This window comes from Meridianimarinicoccus zhengii (assembly GCF_003254465.1).
Taxonomy (GTDB): domain Bacteria; phylum Pseudomonadota; class Alphaproteobacteria; order Rhodobacterales; family Rhodobacteraceae; genus Meridianimarinicoccus; species Meridianimarinicoccus zhengii.
Genome location: NZ_QDFI01000056.1, coordinates 1 through 19471, shown reverse-complemented (window position 1 = coordinate 19471; position 19471 = coordinate 1). Strand labels below are relative to the sequence as shown.

Annotated in this window: 16 protein-coding genes and 1 pseudogene; all 17 read right to left on the bottom strand. The window is 69.0% G+C overall.

Annotated features, from left to right (window positions below):
• Positions 1-6 precede the first annotated feature (6 nt).
• The gene (locus DDE13_RS16115) at positions 7-2832 is read right to left on the bottom strand and encodes a collagen-like protein (protein ID WP_111405311.1); all 2826 of its coding nucleotides are present in this window, start codon (positions 2830-2832) and stop codon (positions 7-9) included.
• A complete protein-coding gene (locus tag DDE13_RS16110; RefSeq protein WP_111405310.1) occupies positions 2826-4826 on the bottom strand; it encodes a phage tail protein in 2001 nt (666 codons plus the stop codon). The genes DDE13_RS16115 and DDE13_RS16110 overlap by 7 nt, the downstream gene beginning before the upstream one ends.
• On the bottom strand, positions 4819-7248 hold the full coding sequence (locus DDE13_RS16105) for a putative baseplate assembly protein (protein ID WP_111405309.1): 2430 nt from the start codon (positions 7246-7248) through the stop codon (positions 4819-4821). Before DDE13_RS16105 ends, DDE13_RS16110 begins: the two co-directional genes overlap by 8 nt.
• A 10-nt stretch (positions 7249-7258) precedes the next feature.
• The gene (locus DDE13_RS16100) at positions 7259-7654 is read right to left on the bottom strand and encodes a GPW/gp25 family protein (protein WP_111405308.1); all 396 of its coding nucleotides are present in this window, start codon (positions 7652-7654) and stop codon (positions 7259-7261) included.
• A gap of 3 nt (positions 7655-7657) precedes the next feature.
• Positions 7658-8053, bottom strand: coding sequence for a PAAR-like domain-containing protein (locus tag DDE13_RS16095; RefSeq protein WP_111405307.1), 396 nt, complete (start codon positions 8051-8053; stop codon positions 7658-7660).
• On the bottom strand, positions 8053-8961 hold the full coding sequence (locus tag DDE13_RS16090) for a hypothetical protein (protein WP_111405306.1): 909 nt from the start codon (positions 8959-8961) through the stop codon (positions 8053-8055). The genes DDE13_RS16095 and DDE13_RS16090 overlap by 1 nt, the downstream gene beginning before the upstream one ends.
• A complete protein-coding gene (locus DDE13_RS16085) occupies positions 8958-9461 on the bottom strand; it encodes a phage baseplate assembly protein V (RefSeq protein ID WP_111405305.1) in 504 nt (167 codons plus the stop codon). The genes DDE13_RS16090 and DDE13_RS16085 overlap by 4 nt, the downstream gene beginning before the upstream one ends.
• Positions 9454-10617: a phage late control D family protein gene (locus tag DDE13_RS16080; protein WP_111405304.1), complete on the bottom strand. Its 1164-nt coding sequence runs from the start codon at positions 10615-10617 to the stop codon at positions 9454-9456. The genes DDE13_RS16085 and DDE13_RS16080 overlap by 8 nt, the downstream gene beginning before the upstream one ends.
• Positions 10614-11309 carry a CIS tube protein gene (locus DDE13_RS16075; RefSeq protein WP_111405303.1) on the bottom strand — a complete coding sequence of 232 codons (696 nt, stop codon included), beginning with the start codon at positions 11307-11309 and terminating at the stop codon, positions 10614-10616. Before DDE13_RS16075 ends, DDE13_RS16080 begins: the two co-directional genes overlap by 4 nt.
• Positions 11310-11312: 3 nt before the next feature.
• Positions 11313-11504, bottom strand: a complete 192-nt coding sequence (locus DDE13_RS16070) for a hypothetical protein (RefSeq protein ID WP_111405302.1) — start codon at positions 11502-11504, stop codon at positions 11313-11315.
• Between the two features lies 1 nt (position 11505).
• Positions 11506-12033: a phage tail protein gene (locus DDE13_RS16065; protein WP_111405301.1), complete on the bottom strand. Its 528-nt coding sequence runs from the start codon at positions 12031-12033 to the stop codon at positions 11506-11508.
• Positions 12030-14252 (bottom strand): phage tail sheath C-terminal domain-containing protein, encoded by a 2223-nt coding sequence (locus DDE13_RS16060; RefSeq protein WP_111405300.1) that lies wholly within the window; start codon positions 14250-14252, stop codon positions 12030-12032. Before DDE13_RS16060 ends, DDE13_RS16065 begins: the two co-directional genes overlap by 4 nt.
• 43 nt (positions 14253-14295) lie before the next feature.
• A complete protein-coding gene (locus DDE13_RS16055) occupies positions 14296-14721 on the bottom strand; it encodes a phage tail protein (RefSeq protein ID WP_111405299.1) in 426 nt (141 codons plus the stop codon).
• A 36-nt stretch (positions 14722-14757) separates the two neighbouring features.
• Positions 14758-17202 (bottom strand): phage tail sheath family protein, encoded by a 2445-nt coding sequence (locus DDE13_RS16050; RefSeq protein ID WP_111405298.1) that lies wholly within the window; start codon positions 17200-17202, stop codon positions 14758-14760.
• Between the two features lie 18 nt (positions 17203-17220).
• Positions 17221-17880: a hypothetical protein gene (locus DDE13_RS16045; protein ID WP_111405297.1), complete on the bottom strand. Its 660-nt coding sequence runs from the start codon at positions 17878-17880 to the stop codon at positions 17221-17223.
• The gene (locus DDE13_RS16040; RefSeq protein WP_111405296.1) at positions 17877-18479 is read right to left on the bottom strand and encodes a DUF4255 domain-containing protein; all 603 of its coding nucleotides are present in this window, start codon (positions 18477-18479) and stop codon (positions 17877-17879) included. The genes DDE13_RS16045 and DDE13_RS16040 overlap by 4 nt, the downstream gene beginning before the upstream one ends.
• A gap of 237 nt (positions 18480-18716) precedes the next feature.
• Positions 18717-19233, bottom strand: a pseudogene (locus DDE13_RS16035) (IS66 family transposase); the annotation flags it as partial.
• Positions 19234-19471: the final 238 nt, after the last annotated feature.

Below are 19471 nucleotides of genomic sequence, written 5' to 3'. Positions count from 1 at the left end.
CCCTTGTCAGCCGTCGCGGCCCGGAATGGTGAACCAGCTTCGGAACGTGTCGCCCGGTGCGCCTTGGCCGGTCGGAAGCCTGCCGTTCAGGAACGACCCGTCGACCACCCGCCCCTCGGTATCGACAACGAAATCGGCACGGAAGACCAGCCTAAGGGTCTCGCCGGGCTGCAGCCGCAGATCGGTATCGCTGCCGTCCCCAAGGAACAGCCGGAACCCGCGTGCCTCGGTCGCGGAGGCCAGCGGTGTCCAGTCTTCCAGCAACCCGTCGCTGACCTGGCCATCGTCGAAATCGATCGCCTCGGCAATGATCTGCCCGAGGGTGGCCCACACGAAGCTCCCGGGGCCGACCGGCACGCGGTGCTGCAGTTCCGCCAGCATGGTCTCGCCTGCTCTGTCGGTACCTGTGAAGACCGTCCAGTCCACGCGGTTCCTGAACCCGACCGCGATCCCGCGCTCGCGCAATTCGCCAAGGAACGACTCTGCCGCGGCCAGCGGATAGGGCCGCCCGTGGACCCAACTCACGGCCTCGATCGGATTGACCTCCGGCAGGCCGCCGCCGGTGGCCGGGGCCGGCAGGTCGATTGCGAGGACGCGCCGGTCACCCTGAGGGACGATCGCCACCTGCGGATCGGCCAGACCCTCGACATACCGGATCGTGGCATCGTCAATGCCCGCCCCGTCGGTGCCGTTGGTCCCGTCTGCGGGTGCCGGCAGCGTCAGGCGAAGCGTCAGACCGTCCGCCGTCTCTTCCACCGCGACCGAAGGCGCGCTGCCGGGTGGATCGAGAGTGACGGTTGCGGCGTTGATCGACAGGCCGTCCGCCCCATCGGTGCCGTCGGTGCCGTCGGTTCCGGGGTTCCCACGCGGACCCGGCGGACCCTCGGCGACGCCTTGGGCCAGGATGCACTCGACCACGTCCTTCAGCGTCGCCGCCGACGGCACCATCCGCCGGAATGTGCGGTTGTCGATCGCCACGTCCTCGTCACGGGCCTGGTCGGCGTCCATCATCCGTGGCGCATCGGTGGCCACGTAATGCGGCAAGTGCGCCAGGATCACCGCGTGGTCCTCGTCGCGCGCACAGGACGGACATGCGTCCAGCGGCTCCCAGAAATGCGCACCGCAATCGGTCTCGGTGACGTTGATCACCGCCACCAGCCCGCGATCCGGTGCCGCCTCGTCGGCATCCGCCGCCGAGAGGTAGAGCCGCCGCCCGTTTTCCATCAGCGCCAGCGACCGCCCGGCCCCGTCCACGGTCAGCGCGTCGGGCGAAAGCGTCACCGGCAGCGGGTCGGTGTTCGCCCGCGAAATCACGTCATCCATGTCGACGAGCGTCAGACGGGTGGCGCCCTCCGCGTCGGTCATCAGCACGTAGGCCCGCGACTCGGTCGGGGCCACCGCCAGGTCCAGCGCGGCCCCCTCCACGGAGACCCCCTGCCCGGAGCGTTCCAGCGCGTTGCCGTCCCCGGTCAGCGCATAGCGGTTCAGGAAGATCGTGCCGCCGGCCGCCGGGCGCTGGCTGAGCAGGAAAAGGTGCGAGCTGTCCAGCGACCAGTCGAGGGCCATGAGCCGTTCGGTGGCGGGCGTCGTATAGCCCGCGGGTCGTGCCTCGGCCTGGGTCATCGTGCCGACACTGAACGCGGCGATGTCGATCACATAGAGCCGTTCGCCCGCCGCCCCGACGCTGCCTGAAAGCGCGAGGAACCGCCCGTCGGGCGAGACCTTCATCATCGCGGCACCCCGCCGGGCCGGGCCCGTGGCGTTGCCGAAGCCATGGTCGAACGTCATCACGGCCTGCGCTGTCGGGGCGTCCCCGGGCACGGGGCCGCTTTCCACCCAGTCGCGCAGCGCGTCGTTGCTGTAGGAAACCAGCCGCGCGCTGCCGCCGCCGTCGAATTCCAGCACGAAGAGCGTGCCCGAAACCGGCGATACCGCCAGCCGCGACAGGCGCGCCTCGGTCGGGATCACCGCCAGCGGCTCGGCATTGCTTTCGACGCTGCCCGCCCGCCAGATGCCGACCCCGTCCAGCGCGGCCTCGCCAAGGCTCCAGCCGCGGCCCGCGAAGAACATCAGGTCGGCGATCGCGCTGGACGCCGTGTCGCTGATACCCGCGGGACCCTCCAGCAGCGCCCGCAGATCGTGGGTCTGGGCCAGCGCGTCGGTATCGGAGATGAACACGTATCCGTGCGACCCGCCCGCTTGGTTGTCCACGGCAACCTGCAGCCGCTGCAGCACCTGGTTGACGTGGAGCGCCTGCGGGGTCTGGGCGCCGAACGTCATGGTGTGGACCCAGTCCAGCCGCGGATCGACCGGTATCGACCGAGCCTCCGCCCCGGCCGGATCGACGGCCCACAGCACCACCTCGACGCCCTCGACGACGCGCCCGTACTCGGTGGCATCCGCCGCGCCGCAGCCCGGCAGCAGCACCGGCAGCGGCTCCGCCCCCCGGTCGCAACGCCGCAGCCCGACGACCAGGTGGCGCGATCCGTCCAGTGCCTCGGCCAGGTCCGGATCGCTCTCCAGCAGCTCTGCCACAGCGACCCGCAGCCGATCCGGCACGATCAGTTCCTGCCCGCAGCAGTCCAGTGCCAGCCCGGGCTCGATTACCACGTTCTCGCGCCGACAGGCCTCGATCGGGTGCTGGATCACCTTCAGCCCGCAGACCGTGCCCGTGCCGTGCAGCGCGAGGTTATGGAGGTGGCGCAGCCCCCGGTGATAGTCCTGTTCGTCGGTGAAATCGCGGCTGACCAGCAGCTTGCCGTCGAAATAATAGTTCCGCACCGGCGCGTGCAGCCCGCAGGGCAGACAGGATTTGAGCGGTTCGTCTAGCATGCTTGGCTCCTCCGTGTAGCGCGGGCTGCGCCGATTTTGTCAGGACCAGCGGGCCCCGGTGTGGCGAACGTGCCGCCGAGACTGGTCGTCCCCAGAGGCCCCGGCGAAAGCGATCCCAGGAGGGTGTCGACGCCGATGGTCGATTGATGCGCAACGGTCAGGGCCGGGCCGAAGGTGCGTATCCCGAACCGCGTATGGGCGGGGACAGAGGCCGCGATCAGCCGCTCGGTCCGCCTCAGCGCGCCGTCGTCCGGCACCGCGTGGGCAGGCAGCACCACGGTAAAGCTGTGCGCCGGGCTGCCGGGTTCCAGGTCGCGCCCGCCGATCATCACCGGGCCGGGCGGCAGGCGGAAGTGTTCGACGATCTGCGGCATCGGATCGGTCAGGCCGAGGTGCCACTGCAGGATCTGGCGCAGCCCGGCCACGGTGCCGCGCTGGCGGAAATAGGGGATCGCCCCGGAGATCATCTCGCGCCGGGTTGCCTCCGGCAGCGCGGCTGCGAAGTCGAAGTCGAACCACGCGCCCAGCCAGTTGAGAAAACCGTCGGGCACGGCCTGCGGATCGAAGAGCGCCGCCACGTCACGATGGCGGGTCGAGACCTCGTCCAAGACGGTGTCGAAGTAGCTCAGGAACCGGTCGAGGAACCGCGCGCTTTCGGCGTCCTGGTGGAACGGCACCGGCAGGTGCCGCAGCGCGCTTTGCCGCGGGGCGAAGAGATCGATCTCCGAAATCGCCGGGCTGCTGCGACCGTCGCCGAAAAGCTCGATCCGGAGCCACAGGTTGCGCCCGCCCGGGGACTGGATCAGCACCTCCGGCAGGTCGCCGGGTCCGAGCGCCAGCGGTCTGGACCAGGCGCTTTCGGGCAGCGCCGCGATGCGGTCGATCTCGATGGGACTGTCCGAGGTGGTGGTCGTGACCACCATGCGGGTGTTCGCCGGCAGATCGACGGTGAAAGCCAGCCGGTCCCACGCGAAGCCGGGCCGCCCGCCGTCGATGGCCTCGGTCAGGACACGCCCGGAGCGTGGCACGCTGACCCGCCGCGGGACCGACATGAGCGGCCGTCCCGTGCCCGCGTGCCGTCCGTCGCTGGTCAGGACCAGGCGCTTCAGCCGGATTGGATCGTGGCCCGGACGCGCCGGATCCTGCCAGCTCAGCGTTCCGTCCGCGTCCCGCTTGATCGGTCCAGGGCAGAGCGCCAGTTCCAATGGCGGCGCGATCTGCCGGCCGTTCGCGGCCAGCACCACGAGCGTCTTGCCGTCGAGCAGGTAGAGCACTGGCGCCGGCGCGGTCGCCGTGGCGCAGCCGCAGGTCCCGGCGCACCGGCAGGCCGCCGGGGTCGCGACCGCCCAAGGCGCCGTCAGGGCGACGGTCCTATGGGGAAAACCAGCGACCGGCCGCCAGAACCGGTCATAGACCCTCAGTCCACCCGAGGCCGGATCGATCACACACCCGCGCCCCGCCGTGTCGAAGCCGACAGCCTCAGGCGCGCCCCCGTCGATCACGTGCCGGATCTGTCCGGTGGGCCAGGTCAGGACCAGCAACCGCCCGGCACCCGGATCGGCAATCACCAGATCACCGCTCGGCGCGATCTTCACGTCCGTCGGCCGCACCAGCGTATAAGGGTCCGGCGCCCCGCCCCCAAGGTCGCCGGCGGACGGCAGATCCCGCGCGGGCCAGAGCGCCCGGAACGGCCAGGTCCCGCCAGTGTCCGGGCCCAGCCCGCCGGCCAGCGCCGTCCAGATCACCCGCGCCTCCGGATCGGCGAGGAACACACGGCCATCGCCGCTGATCGCCAGCCCGCGCGGCAGCGTCCGCCCGCCGAAGCTGCCGAAGGGCTCGGCCAGCGGATTGGCTTCCACTCCCTCGACGGCGAGTTGCAAGGGCCGGTCGTCATGCGGCACGCCCGGGCGCAGCCCCTTCGGCGCCAGCCGCCAGCCGGTCCCGGCATTCAGCCGCAGGAAGGGCGGCCGGGTTTCGCGCACCGCCTCAGCCATAGGACACGACCAGCCTGATCACGTCCCGCGACAAGGCCGGCAGCATGCCTGTCGGGATCGCAGCCATGTCGCCCAGCGGATCGCCGGTCCCCGCCTCGGTGTCCACCGAAAGCCCGGTGACCCGACGCACCCCCGCGACCCCCAGCATCACGTCGTAGAGGTCGCAGTAGTAGATATCCTCGCCGAAGGGCCAGCCGGTGCCGGCCTTGCCGCCCCGCACCGGATGCAGGAAATCGAAGATCGCGGTGTAGAGCGCCTGGGTCACCGCGCTCAGGTCGTGCCCGTCCGACACCGTGACCCGCGCTTCGAACCGGGTCAGCTTCGCATAGGTCGGCCCGATCACGTAGAGTTCCGTGGTGATCAGCCGTCGCGGCTCCAGGTAGGCACAGATCGCGCGTACCTGCGCGTCCGAAGGTTGCGGCGTGTCCTGGCTGTTGTCCGGCAGCACGATCAGCGTGACCGCCCCGTCTTTCTCGCCCAACAAATAGCGGCCATCGGGCTGCCTGACCGCTGCGGTCCGGGCCAGCGCCGTCGCCGAATGCAGGGGCACGCCGGGGGTCTCCATCGCGAGTTCCGAGAAGTCCTCGGCGCTCACTGCCCGGTCCCGGCTGCGCAGCGTCGAAGGCGCGCGCAGCAGCACCTCGTCCAGCGCCTCTGCATCGCTGCCGCCCGAGGCCTCGCGGATATTGGTGATGGACTTCACGCTCTGGATGCGGCCCTTGATCTTGGTCACGGTCCCCGCCGGAACATTGCCGATCGCCCCGCCGCCGAAACGGTAGCGCGCCGCGCTGATCTGTGCACCCGCCACCGGGATCCGCCCGCGCCGCCCGTCGCCGAAAGTGACCGTCCCGCGTGCCGGGTCCAGCAGGTAATGCGCGCTGCCCGGGCCGGAGCGGTAGAAATCCGCCACCCGTTCCCAGCTCTCGCCGTCGACCGTCAGGTCGAGATCGGGCACCAGCGTGTCGGGGTCGATCAGCACCGGGGTCTTGGCCAGCGTCACCACCTGCCCCGGGCGCCCGTTCGACCGGCCCAATGCCTCGCCCAGCCGCGTCACCGCCTGGGTCGCGCGCAGGGTGTTCAGGTGCAGCCCCTTCAGCGCCTGCGGAACCGGATCATCGGGACCGTAGGCCGAAACCACGCGCGCCCGGATCCAGTAGAGCCGCCGGTAGCGGTCCTCCACTTGCGGAAGATCCTGTGCATAGTCCGCGCTGATCTTCACCCAGTCCCCGAGACCCAGCACCGATGGGTCGAGCGGCGGCTGGCGGTCGGCCGGATCGGGCGGGTCGGTCCGCGCCTCGATCTTCGCGATGGTCTCGGAAACGCTCTCGCCGCAGGCGGCAAAGGCGGCCAGATCGTCGGGGTCATCGACGCCCATGGCCTCCCAGTGATCGGCCAGCCCGGCCAGCAGTTCCGCTGGACCGGTCTGCAACGCCGCGATCAGTTCGTCCTGATCCTGCGGCGGCTTGTCGGCACCGAAGCTTTCCCAGAAATCGGGATCGAGATCGGTCGGCGCCAGCGGCGTCAGACCCGCGGGCAGTTCCAGCGCCAACGCCCCAGACCGCGTCAGCCCCAGCGTCTCGTCGGTGGACACCGCCAGATCGGTCCAGCCGGTATCGTCGCCGTCCGCGGCGAACAGGTCGGTCTGCCCCGCATCGCCGGTGAAGGCCTGCCACACCAGCCGCGCCGCCGCCGTGGCCGCGTCGCCGGGTGCGGCGCACCGTGTCGCCACCGGTCCCTCGATCACCGCCGCGTCCGCACCCGGTCCCTCGTCGAAGACCTCCACCGTGTCGGCATAGAGGCTCAGCGGGCCGGAAGGCATCCGATCCTCGGAAAACTCCGTCTTGCCAGCCGGCCGCAGGACCAGCCCGATATAGAGCACCGATCCCACCGCCATCCCCGGCCCGAACGGGTCGAAATTGTGCAGCCAGGTCAGTCCGTCCTCGTAGCGCGTGACCATCTTTCGGGACGGCGACAGGTCGCCCGAGGGCACCAGGACGACACCGATCCCGGCATTCAGCGCCCGCGCGCTCGCATCCGTCTCGAACACCAGCTCGCGCTCCAGCGCGGGATCGTCCACCGCCACGCGGGCGCCCAGCGGGATCGGGATTTCCAGCGTGTTCTGCCCGGCCACCGGCTTGTCGAGCTTGTCGAGCGTGGCCTTCAGCCGGGTCCGCGCTGGGCGCGCCGGTCGCGGCGTGATGCCCACGAGGTCGAGGAACTTGATGTAGTTCAGCTCCGGCACCCGGTTCAGTTCCCACAGGATTGTTTCGGTCATCCACGCGTGGAGCTTGACCAGGGTCATCCCCGGATCGCTGTCGTTGAAGTTCGTCCATTCCGGCGTGTAGCGCGGGATCCGGTCGCGCGCCTCGCGCACAAGGTCGTCGAAGGTCCGGCTGTCCAGGTTCGGGGCTTTCAATGTCATCGGACGTCCCTCATGCCGGACCCTCGTTGATGTAGAAGGGGTAGACGATGTTGCGCGCCGCGTTGTTGGCACGGATGCGGTACTCCACCTCGATCAGCAGCGTGTTGGGTGCATCGGTCTGCCCGATGGCCGCGACCCGCAGCACGTCGACCCGCGGCTCCCACCGGATCAGCGCCGTCTGCACCTCGCTTTCGATGGTGGCACGGGTGGCCGCGTTGTTCGGGGCAAAGACGAAATCGTGGATCCCACAGCCGAATTCCGGCGCCATGATCCGTGACCGCCGCGGCGTCGCGAGGATGATCCAGATCGCCTCGGCGATAGCCTCCTGGCCCGAGGACCAGTCGAGCCCGCCGCGCCCGTTGACCTGGATCGGAAAGCGCCAGCCCTGGCCGAGGAACTCCACCATCGCTCAGCCCCCCACCAATACCGTGGGCAAGCCGCCCAACACCGTGCCGACCGCGTTGCCGTCGTTCTGGCTGGTCGTGTCGCCCATCCGCACCACCGCCGCACCGTTGGCGAAGACCGTGGAAGACGCCGTCGAGAAGGTGCACTCGCCGTTCTGGCCACCGCTGGTCACGCCACCGTTCGACCCGGCCTCGCCCCCCGACGAGGAGGAGATGCTGCTCGACTCCACGACCACGGGCTTGCCCCCGGCATTGACCGACGCGGCGGTGTCGCTCGCATCCGAAAGCTGGGCGATGTTGGGATAGGGGATCGGCACCGGCGAACTGCCCGGCACCGGCGTCATCAGCACATCCGGGAACGACATGCAGACCCCATCGGTCACCGTGATCGGCTGTCCCATTATCCCGCCTCCGTGATCTGGATGCTGCGATACGCGGAAGGGTCTTCCGCCAGCCAGTTCCATGACGCACGCCACAGGATCTGCGCCGCGTTCGCATCGGGGCGCAGGATCAGCGTGTCGGCGTTCAGCGTCCCGATACTGCCGATCCGCCAGTGTCGCGGCTTGTCCGGCCCGTGCCCGCAATAGACCCGGTAGCGCGCCGTCAGCGCCGTCTCCGGCACCATCGCGCGATAGGGCGTGTCGGACTGGTCGAGCCGCTGGTGCACACTCACCACCGCCCCGGGCGGCAGCGGCGTGGTGTTGCGACTGCCGGGTGTCGAGAACCCGGTGCTTCGGCGGTAGAAATTGTTGAAGGCCGGGTCATAGGCCGGCGGCAGCACCGGGCCGTTGTCGAAATCCGGCTCGAAATCGTCGACGACGGTGATCGCTCGGCCGCTCTCCAGCCGCGGCATCCAGCCGAAGAGGTTGCCCGCCAGATCGCTGCTGTCGGTCGGCGCTCCGTCCCGCCGCAGCCAGGTCTCTCCCGCCACCAGCACCAGCCCCTCGGGCGGCACCGCGTCCACGTGACCGGCCACGACGATATCGGTCCGCGCCTTTTCAAGCGCGACGTCAGCCTCGTAGGTCACGTCGAAGAACGTCATTTCCATCTCTTCGGGCGGCGTTTCCGGGTCGTCGTCGTGATCGCCGATCCCGGGTCCCGTGCGCGTTGTGCCGAGATCCGCCACGACGATGTCGAGCCGGTCCGGATCCGCCACGGGCACCATCACCCGCAGGCCATCCTCCTCCACCAGATCGTAGGCGGCCTTCACCAGGATCGTGGCCCGCGGCACCTCCGCACCGCCGGCGCGGCCGATGCCCTGCAAGAGCAAGGCCGCGAAGGGCTGGGTATCCGGCAGCTCGATCCTCACGGGTTCAGCTCCACGGTGGCGCCCTTGATCGTCGTCGTGCCGGAGGCCTCGATGGTGATGTCGCCCTGGGCGGTGATGGTGATGTTCCCCTGCGAGGTCAGCGCGATCCCGTCGGCGTTCATCACCACCTCGTTGCCGTGGGCGTCGGCGATTGTGATCCCGTCGGCGTCGTTGTCCGCGAGCGTGATCGCGTGACCGTTGACCGACTGGATCCGCCGCGCGCCGGGCTCGGTGGCGGGCGGCGCCGCGTCGCCGCCATAGACGAAGCCCAGCACGTAGGGACGGCTGCCGCTGAACCCCAGCACCGCCAGATCGTCCACCTCGGGCGTGAAGAACGTCCCGGCCTCGTTGCTGGCGAAGGGTGTCACGATCTGCGCCCAGTCGGTGACGATCCCCACCGCCCGGTCCAGCCGCTGCAGCTTGACCCGGTGACGCTGCTCGGGATCGTCGACATCGACGACCCGTCCCAGAACCAGGCCCGGCGCGGTGTTGTCAGCCATCGAGCACCTCCTTGCGGGCCTGGAAACTGGTCGTGTACCCCGAACCGCCGATGGCATGGGTCGCCTGCGTCAGCCGGTAGGTCCCGTCGAACCGCGCCCCCATACCGGCCATGGTCACCGTCGCCCCGGCCCGCAGCGTCGGCAGGCCGATGGCGCTGCCCGAGCCGGTGATCAGGGTTGCCGCCAGTTCACGCAGCTTCGCCAGCGCCGCGCGTTCCGCATCCGCCTCGGTGCGGATGCCGTCGGGCTTCAGGATCTGCCGGACGCCCGACACCGCGGTATCGATATCCGCCGATCCGGACGGCCCCAGCGCCGACGGCGACAGCCCGATATCGGACCAGGTCCGCGACACCTCGACATTCTGCGCGTCGCCCGACTGGTCGGGATCACCGCCGCGGACCACCACCTCCGACACCTGCCCCGCCGCCGACAGCGCCGGGGTGAAGCTGATCAGCGTGCGCCCCCAGATGAACTCCGCCACCGGCGGGTCGTTCGACTGCGACGGCTGGGCGAGGTAGAGCGTCCCGCCCGGCTCGACCATCAGCGACAGCCCGTAGGCCTTGGCGCGCTTCAGCACCTCGTCGTAGAGTGTGCCCTCGATCTCGGCATCCTCGCGCGCCTCGCCCTCGCTGTCGAGCGTCGCCCACCGCACCGGCACGTCGTTCTCAAGGCAAAGCTGATCGACGATTGCCTTTTCGGTGCCCGAATAGTTTCCTTCGACCAGCGTCTTCTGCATGCGCCGCAGGAACCCGTCGAGCGCCCGGACCCGGCAGACGGGTGAGCCGGAGGCCGGGAAGCTCGGCGCCAGCGACACCACCTCACCCTCCATGATCAGCGGCAGGTCGCCGTCTTCCAGGTAGCCCATGTAGAGTGTCACCTGCGCGCCCGGTTCGAAATTCGGCACTTCCGGGCCGCCCGGCGACAACCGCAGCGGCGTGCCGGTCTCGTCCCAGGGCGAGGAATACTTGGGCCTCAGCCCGACCGGGTCCCAGTCGTGCAGGACGAACTCGAAACTGTCGATGTTCGCGAGGTCCGAGGTGAACGACACCTCCAGGATGTCCGAGATCACCTCGCGCCCGGCATCCTGCCCGTTCAGCTCGATCCGGAAGGCGGGCGTCAGGAAATTCCGGCCCTGGATGAATGTCTCGACCGTCATCGCGGCGTCACCAGGGGCGGCAGTTCCAGCACGTCGCCGGGCGTCAGCGAACGCACGTCCGCCATGTTGTTGTGATCCGCGATCACGCGCCACTTGCGCGCGTCCGCATAGGCGTCATGCGCGATCAGCGGCAGCGTTTCGCCCTCGGCCACCACATGCACGCGGGTATGGTCGGCCGACTGATAGTTGATCGCCGCGACCTGCTCGGCCACGGTCGCATAGTGCTTCAGGCTCAGCGACACCAGCGCGCGCAGGGGCTTGCCGTCGGGACTGAAAAGCGTGAACCTGCGCCCCACCGACAGGACCACTGCGGTGAAATGCTGCATCGGGCTTTCGGTCTCGCCCATCGACGTGCCGGGGAAATTCTGCCCCCAGCTCACCCGCACCAGCGGCGGCATGTGCAGGCTGCCCTTGATCGCGACAAGCTTGTGGAACGCTTCCACCCGGTCGGTGATCGCGGTGGCAGCGGCACCGGTGCCATCCTGCGTGCTGTCGAAGAACAGCTCCAGCGACAGCGTCTCGGCCTCGCCCCGCACGAACTGGATCAGCGGTTGTTCCAGACCCGGGATCGCCACGTCGGCATACTGCGCCGCCTTGGAAAAGCTCAGCTCCTCGGGGGCATAGTCCACCAGCATCGGCGCGCCGATGGCGTTGCCCTGCAGGTCGATCTTCTGGAACGCCATCTGAACCATCGGCTACAGCCCTCCGCTCGGGCCGTGGCTGGCGCGCCGGTCGGCGTCGCGCCGGGCATCTTCCAGCGCCTCGCGCTTCAGTTCTTCCTTCACCAACGCCACCACCTGCCGCAGGAATGCCGGATCGCGCAGCATCGCCGGATCCGCCGCCGACAGCGTCGTCTCGATCGTGCCGATGTTCACATCCACAGCCATCTCACAGCCCCACCAGATCGCCCACCGCACCAAGCGCCTTGCCGGGACTCACCGACAGGGTCAGTTTCTCGTGCGCGATTTCCAGCTTCTCGATGGCCGTGGCCGAACTCGTCGCGTTCAGCGACGGTCCCGACCACTTCACGGGGATGCCGTTCTCGAAGCTCCAGATCTTGATCGGCACGCGCAGCTCGTTGGCCAGAAAGATCAGCCCGTTGCGCCGCTTGCCCTCGCCCTTCAGGAATTCCTCGTGCCACAGGTAGAGGTCCTCGCCGAACCCGACCCCGCGGCTCAGCGTGATGCTGTTGTAATTCGCCCGTGTCGGGAACCGGAACACCCGGTCGTTCTGTCCCCCCGCCCGGATCTCCTCGATCTGGATTTCGCTTTCGAGGCCGGTGCACTCCGTGAACCCGCCCATCACGAAGGCCGAGGCTACCGACAATGCCGCCATCGGGCTCGACGGATCCTCGATCAGGGCGATGTAGAAGTTGAACGCCGGCAGCGGGCTGAGCAGGGATTTCACGTCGGTCATTGCCCGGTCTCCGTCACCTTCACGGCGTCATGCGCAGCACCCAGCCGGAACAGGATGAACTCGTAAGGCTCGGCCGGGGCGACGCCGATATCCACGACCAGCTGCCCGGCCTCGCGGCTGTCGGCGGGATTGTTCTCCTCGTCGCACTTGACGCTGAAGGCCGCCTCGGGCGCGTCGCCCGCCAGCACCCCGTCGCGCCAGAGCTGGTCCAGGAACACGCGCGCCGTGGACGCCACCGCCGCCCGGGTCATCAGGGTGTTGGGCTCGAACACCATCCAGTGCAGCGCCCGTTCCAGCGATTTCTCGATGGTGTCGAGGATCCGCCGCACCGACAGGAACCGCGCCTCCGGGTCGGCGCCCAGGCTGCGCGTGCCGTTGAGCCGGATGCCGCGCCCTGGAAACGCCCGGATGGCGTTGATCCCGACCGGGTTCAACCCGGCCTGCGCAGCGTCGTCGATGGCCAGCGTGACGCCTTCGCAGTGCCGCAGCGCCAGGTTGGCGCCGCTGCGCTGGATTCCCCGATCCCGCTCGGCCGCCGCGAAGGCGCCGCAGACATGGCCCGAGGGCGGCACCTCGGTCACCCCGCCGCCGGGCAGACCCACGCGCAGCCACGGCGCGCAGAAGCCCAGCCGGGGCTGGTCGCCGAGGCGGCTGCGCCAGGTCAGCAGATCGTCCAGACGCGCCGCCGCGGTCACCGGATCGACGATGGCGACCTTGTAGGGTCCGACCTCGACCGGGTTGCCCAACGCCGCCTGCACCGTTGCGATCTCGTCGGTGCCCAACGCACGCGGCACGGTGATCCGGGTCATGGTGATCTCCTGCCCCGCGGACGAGGCGAACGGACTGGGCTGCACCCGGTATTCCAGCGGTTCGAACCCGTCGCGGGACAGCCGCAGCGTGACGAAGCTGAGCGGCAGACCCGTCAGCGCGAACCGCCCCGCGGCATCGGTGACAACCTGCTGCCCCAGCCCCGCCGCCTCGATCGTCACGCCCCCGAGCGCAACGGTCTCCCCAGCCTCGTTCGTGCCGAAGACGGTGCCGGTGACCTGCCCGGTTTCCAGCGGGTCGAGCGACGCACAGTCCGGCCCGGGCGCGGCCACCGGATCACCGGCAGTCAGGAAGCTGTCGGGCAAGACCAGGTCCGGCGCCGCGATCAGCGCGGCATCGGGCAACCGCCGCACCTCTGCCAGCACTGCCCGGAAATCGGCGCCGCGCACCTTCGACAACCCGTCCGTACCGCCCGAGAGCGTGAAGCTTCCCTCGTCGGGCCACGCCGCCGGATCGGCCCAGTCCTGCGCCGCCAGCACCGACCTCGCCAGGTCCTCTGGCAAAGGGCCCCACCCGGCCCCGGTCTCCCGCTGCGGAACCGGCGCGAACTCCACCGACCGCGCCGAAACGGCACTCAGCGCCTCGGAATGCGCCGGGTCCGGCGCCCGCGCAATGAAGCTCTGCTCCAGAAGCCCTGCCCGCCGGATCTCCAGGTCGAACTCCACCGAGGTCACCCGGATCGAACGCCCCGGATGGAACGCGGACAGGGGCCTCTCGATGCGGATCAGCCCGCGTACCGGATCGACCTCCCGCGGTTGGAGATGCACCACCGCCGTGGTCCCGTCCCCGCCGGTCTGGCTCAGTTCCAGCACCGAGGCCAGCTCGATCCCCGCCAGCGACGCGAGGCTCAGGGCATATCCGTCCTCATAGACACCCGGACGGGCCTCGGTCCGGGCCCGCGCCGCCCGCGTGACCGTCACCGTGACGTCGTTTCCCCAGACCCCCGGATCGGCGCTGCGCGGCCCCTCCTCCCGGACCTGCCGCTCGTGCACCTGGATCCACGCCGCCGCCTCGGCCCGCTCGGCCCGGTTGAGCTTCCGCGGGTCGATCGACAGCCACGGGAAACTCGCCCGTGCCCGCCAGCTCAGCGCCGACGCGCGCTGTGTCACCTCCGCCGCCCGCGCCGCTGTCGTCGCCACCCGGATCACATAGGCCGCCCGGCCCCCGGTCTCGAAGAAACCCTTGAGCGCGTGCCACAGGTAGCCGTGATCCAGCGCCGCGCCGAAGATCTCCTCGGCCTGCCGCAGCGCGTGGACCCGCACCGGCCGCCCCAGCGGTCCGCGCCGACAATAGCCCAGGAACACGGCGATGTCGCCCCGGGCCAGCCGCCCGACCGCGCGCACCGGTTCCACCGGCTGGCGGTAGAGCCCCGGGGTCGCCAGCGTCGTCATCGTCCGCCCCCTTGCCCTGCTGCCCCTGCGCGCGCCATCCTGCTCAGACCACCAGCTCGACGTTTTCGACGACGATCTCGATCGACTCGATCGCCGCCTCGTTCGCCGTCGCGTTCAGCGCCGGGCCTTCGTACTTGGAGATCCAGCCCTCCTGGAATTCCCAGCGCAGTTTCGGCTCCCGCGCCTCGTCCAGCAGGATGATCGCCCCCGCCTTCCGCTCGGTCACACCGCGCAGCGTCGTCTTGCGCCAGTCCCACAGCTCGGTGTTCTGGGTGTAGCCGCGCTTCAGCGTGATGTTGCCGAACTTCATCAGCGCCGGCAGCTTGCGCATCCGCGCCAGTTCGTTGCCTTCCCGGTATTCGATGACCTCGGACTCCATGGTGATCCCGCCCACCTCGGTGAACCCCGCCGAGGTGATGCCGTCGATCTCCAGAAGAAAGTTGTACTGCGCATAAGGGTCGTTTCGCATCGGCCTGATCCTTGTCGGTTATGCCGTCCGCCTCCCTCAGGAGGCGGCCTCGCGGGTTTTCTGGGAGATGCGGACGATCACGAACTCCGCGGGCTTGACCGGGGCGACGCCGATCTCGCAGATCATGCGGCCGGCATCGATATCGGCCTGGGTCATGGTGATGTCGTAGCCGATGTTGACGAAGAACGCCTCCTCGGGGGACGTGCCCTCCAGCGCCCCCGACCGCCAGACGGTGGTCAGAAAATTCGTGACCGACTGCTTCACCGACGCCCAGAGCGGTTCGGAATTCGGCTCGAACACCGCCCATTGCAGCCCTGTGTCCAGCGACTGCTCGATGAACAGCAGCAGCCGCCGGACGTTCACGTACCGCCATTCCGGGTCCGAGGTCGCCACCCGCGCCCCATAGAGCCTGAGGCCACGGAACTCCGACCGGAAATCCCGGAAACAGTTGACCGCGACCGGGTTCAGGATCGCCTGCTCGCCCTTGCTCAGAACCTTCTCGAACTCGAGGATGCCGCGCACCACCTCGTTCGCCGGGGCCTTGTGGACGCCGCGGGCGACGTCGGTCCGCGCATAGATGCCCAGAACGTGCCCCGAGGAAGGTATGGTGATCTTGTCGCCGTCCGCGCCGAAGGGGTTCGGCACCACCAGACCGGGATAATAGACCGCTGCCCGCGTGCTGTCGAAATTCTGCCGGTGGGATTTGGCCGCCTCGATATCCGCGCCAAGCGGCGTGTCCAGCACGGCGAAACGGTAGACCATCTTGTTGCAATGGGCGATCAGCGCCTTCTGCACCGCAACCGAGGGCCGTCCCGGCACCGCGCAGATCGAGATGTCCGAAACGTTCTCAAGCGCGAACATCCCGGTGCGCGCGTCCGGATCGATCGCCGCCGTCCCGATATACGTGCTGTCGTCGACATTGGCGATGTCGTCGCCGCCGCCATCGAGCCGCAGACCCAGCCCGGTGACCAGATGCAGCGCCCGGGTCGCCGCGGTGGAGGTGTCCTCGATGCGGATGAACATCGACCCGCCGCTGTCGCTCGGCGTGCCGGTCGCCGCGTTCCAGGTCCCGATCATCCGCCCGATGTAACGCGGATGCGTGCCGGCCAGCCCGACGCCGGTGAAGACCTCGCTCTCGGTGACCTTGTCGTCGGGGCCGATCAACTCCACCAGGATCGTGTATTCCCGGCTTACCGCCGCGGTGCCCGCGCCGACTTCGGCGTCCAGCGGAGCGGTGAGGGTTACGATCCCGGTCTCGGCATCCGCCGAGGCGACCGTCACCGCCGTGCCGCCCAGGTTCAGGACCGAACCGGGGAACAGCCCGAAGGCGGTGCTCAGCGTTACGGTGTTGGAACCGTTCGGCGCGACACCGACCGTCGTGGTCTCGACCAGCGGCGCGTCGGACACGCTGACCCGCAGGCTGTCACCCCAGCCGCCCGGCCACATGGCGTGCACCGTCATCACCGGCTCTGCCGGGGTGAGCGCGGTTCCCGCCGGATGCGCCGCGGCCAATGGCGCGGTCAGCGACACCACCTGCGGCAGCGCGGTGACCACTGCCAGTTCGGTCGTCCCACCGCCATCGTCCAGACGCACCGCCATGCCCGCGGCCAGCGATCCCGTGGGCACCTCGACAAAGACCGGCGCAGCCGAGGCCGCGACCGCCGCCGTGGTCTGCACGGCCGGGCCGTTGTCGGCCAGCGCGTTCAGCACCGAGGCCGCGCCGTGCGCGCGCGCGAGCGGCGCTGCAAGGGTCAGCGTGTTGGCCGGGCCGTCCACCGCCTGCACGGTGACCAGTTCGTGATCCCCTGCCACGCCGCCGGCATCCTCCAGAAGCAGCACCTGTGCCGCGAAGATCCCGGTGGCATCGGTCAGCACGATCTGCGTCGCCCCTGCGGCCACGTCCGCCGTCAGCGCCCCGGCCACAGGGGTCGCGGTCTGTGGCATCACGTCGGACCCGGCCGGGAAGGGATTGGCCAGGCCGCCACCGAAAGCCGCCCGGCTGGCGAAGGCCGCCGGGTCGATCTCCACCATCTCCGAGGCTTCGCCGTCGCGGATCAGCACGGTATCCCCGGCCGCCAGCGCGCCGGGATCGTCCAGAAGCAGCGTCGTGCCCCCGGCCAGGGCCTGCGCCAGGACCGTCGGACTTGCCGCCACAGCGCTCTGTCCCAACAGCGCCAGTTCCGACTCCGTCGCCCCCGGCCCGACGATCCGGGTGACATAGACCCGCGCCCCGCCATTCGTGAAGAACCCCTCCGCCGCGAAGGGGAGCGCATCGCGTCCTTCGGTGTAGACCAGCGGGTTCAGCTTGCCGCCAAAGGTGCGGTTGAACGCCCCGAGGCTGGTCACCAGCGTCGGCCGGTTGACGGGCCCGCGCGCGGTCATCCCGACCATACCGGCGGTCGAGGTACTGGCCGCCTGAATGGGTTTGTTCCCGGAGGGGACCTCTTCCACGTAGACCCCTGGGGCAAGATATTCAGGCATGTCGGACCTCCTGGCTGTTTAGCCGCCCAGCGAAAGCGTGACGCGGTTGACCCGACGCGCGTAGTCGGGGGTAAGCGGATTGTTGACGACGGGACCGCCGTCCGAGAGCGCGAGCGTCACCGTCTCAGCCACCGGAAGGGCGGGGATGAAGAACTGCCCGTTGGTATCGGTCACCACCCCCGGTGCAGGGGCTGCGGTCACCGTGGCGCCCACGATCGGATCGGCCGGGTCGTTGGCGCGCAGCACCGTGCCTTGCAGCGCAACCGCCGGGGGATCCAGCGTGACGTCGAAGACGAAGGGCGCGCCGGAAACGAGACCGGCGGTCACCGCCTGCCCGCCAACGGTCAGCGCGGCATCGCTCAGGGCCAAGAGCGCTGGGGAAACCGACTGGGACCGGGTCACGGCACCCCGTCCGGGGATCGTGATTTCGACCCTGAGCGTCACGTCCGGCGCCGGATCGAACGCTGGCCAGACCGCCCCCGGGTTCAGGTGCGCGGCGTACCAGCCGCCGGGTTTGACGGTGGTCACGAACGGCAGCACGCATGACACCGCGCCCTGCTCCGCCGATACTCTGACCGAGAAGTCGTCGAACCCCCGCCCCGTGATCGCTTCGCCCACCCGGCCCCGTATCAGGACCTGCCGCGCCATCAGGCGGGTGGAGGCGAGGGTCAGGCTCACCGCCGCTGCCCCGCCCCGACGACGAGTTCCTCGACCCGCGGCCCGCGCTTCGGCGGTTCGGCGCTGTCGATCGCCACGACTTCGACCAGCAGTGACACCGCCACCCGATAGGGTTGCGAGAAGGCGTTCCAGAGCTGCGACAACTGTTCGAGCGACAGCAGATCGGGCCGGATCCTCAGGTGCGGACTGGCCGCGCCGAAACTGGTGCCCAGTGGCGATCCCTCAAGCACGGCCACGCTCGGATGATCGTGGAAATGCTGGATCATCCGTCCTATCAGAAGCTGGTTCGTCTCTTCGTCCTCGTCGACGGGCGTGAACAGATAGCGCAGTTGCAAGGGTAGTGGCGGATTGCGGAACTGATCGGGCAGGACAGGATCGGGCAGCGGCCGCCGGTTCCGCAGATGCCGGTCGACCTCGACATGGTAGAGATAGAGACTGGCAATCACGTCATCGGTCAGCGCGTCACCCGGTGGCGAGAGACTGACCCGGGTCAGAGTGCCGTCGAGCGAGAAATCCACGTCCGGTGTCGCTTCGAGAGCGTCGAAGACTTGCTGACGCAACTCGCGGCTGACGTCACGTATGACACCGAATCCGGCCATTCTGGCTCCATGTGCAGTGCGGATGTCGTCCGAATTCGGTCACAGGATCCGACGCCGGCGAGACAACGCCATGCCTCCCGAACGAAGGGGCTCCCACTCGAAAATCCAGCGACTCCCTCCGGTTGAGATGATGGTAACACTCGCCTTACCTTCGGGCAACGACGTCGGAGGTAAGGGATAACCGCCTTTGCATCAACCCCGATCACCTGGGGAGTAAGCTTCCGCCGAGGGCCTCGGTCAGGCGGCCTTGACTTGTGGTGTGGCGGTTTTCCAATTCCACGGCAGCAGTTCGTGCAAGCGTGAGACGGGAATGTCGGCGATGCGGGCGATGACGTCGGCGAGCCAGGCTTGCGGGTCGATGTCGTTCAGCTTGGCCGTTCCGATCAGCGTGTACATGGCGGCGGCGCGCTCGGACCCGGCGAAGAGCCAGGATTTTCGTCCCAAAGGCCACACCGCGCAGCGAACGCTCCGCGGCATTGTTGCTGAGGCAGATACGGCCATCCTCGAGGAATCAGGTGAAGGCCGGCCAGTGGGCCGGTGACAGCAGGTAGTCGATCGCCTTGGCCACCTTTGCGTGTTTCGACAGCAGCGCACGTTCGCCCCGCAGCCAGCGCTCGAGGTCCGCGACCAGTGGTGCGGACAGCTGCCGGCGAACCTCCAGCCGTGCCTCGGGATGCTGGCCGTTGATGGTGCGCTCGACCGCGAACAGGGCATCGATGCGTTTCACCGCCTCGAAGGCGATGGGGGAGGCGGGCCACGAGTGGCCCTACCTCCTTGTGCTTAGAGCGTGTCGCCTCAGATCGGATTCTGGATTCCCATAGCGGTTATCCTGTGATTCCATGCCTTGTAGGCAACTATGGGGGTCAGGGATGGGTAAACCGCATCCTGTTGAGCTGCGTGAACGTGCCGTGCAGATTGTCGCGCAGGGCCACACGCACACCGAGGCGGCGCGGCGACTTTGCGTTTCGATCAAGTTCGTCAACGACATGGTG

Bases quoted from the DNA above. Each gene is read 5' to 3' on its own strand.
- DDE13_RS16115 (WP_111405311.1), bottom strand. From the start codon at position 2,832: ATGCTAGACGAACCGCTCAAATCCTGTCTGCCCTGCGGGCTGCACGCG.
- DDE13_RS16110 (WP_111405310.1), bottom strand. From the start codon at position 4,826: ATGGCTGAGGCGGTGCGCGAAACCCGGCCGCCCTTCCTGCGGCTGAAT.
- DDE13_RS16105 (WP_111405309.1), bottom strand. From the start codon at position 7,248: ATGACATTGAAAGCCCCGAACCTGGACAGCCGGACCTTCGACGACCTT.
- DDE13_RS16100 (WP_111405308.1), bottom strand. From the start codon at position 7,654: ATGGTGGAGTTCCTCGGCCAGGGCTGGCGCTTTCCGATCCAGGTCAAC.
- DDE13_RS16095 (WP_111405307.1), bottom strand. From the start codon at position 8,053: ATGGGACAGCCGATCACGGTGACCGATGGGGTCTGCATGTCGTTCCCG.
- DDE13_RS16085 (WP_111405305.1), bottom strand. From the start codon at position 9,461: ATGGCTGACAACACCGCGCCGGGCCTGGTTCTGGGACGGGTCGTCGAT.
- DDE13_RS16080 (WP_111405304.1), bottom strand. From the start codon at position 10,617: ATGACGGTCGAGACATTCATCCAGGGCCGGAATTTCCTGACGCCCGCC.
- DDE13_RS16075 (WP_111405303.1), bottom strand. From the start codon at position 11,309: ATGGTTCAGATGGCGTTCCAGAAGATCGACCTGCAGGGCAACGCCATC.
- DDE13_RS16070 (WP_111405302.1), bottom strand. From the start codon at position 11,504: ATGGCTGTGGATGTGAACATCGGCACGATCGAGACGACGCTGTCGGCG.
- DDE13_RS16065 (WP_111405301.1), bottom strand. From the start codon at position 12,033: ATGACCGACGTGAAATCCCTGCTCAGCCCGCTGCCGGCGTTCAACTTC.
- DDE13_RS16060 (WP_111405300.1), bottom strand. From the start codon at position 14,252: ATGACGACGCTGGCGACCCCGGGGCTCTACCGCCAGCCGGTGGAACCG.
- DDE13_RS16055 (WP_111405299.1), bottom strand. From the start codon at position 14,721: ATGCGAAACGACCCTTATGCGCAGTACAACTTTCTTCTGGAGATCGAC.
- DDE13_RS16050 (WP_111405298.1), bottom strand. From the start codon at position 17,202: ATGCCTGAATATCTTGCCCCAGGGGTCTACGTGGAAGAGGTCCCCTCC.
- DDE13_RS16040 (WP_111405296.1), bottom strand. From the start codon at position 18,479: ATGGCCGGATTCGGTGTCATACGTGACGTCAGCCGCGAGTTGCGTCAG.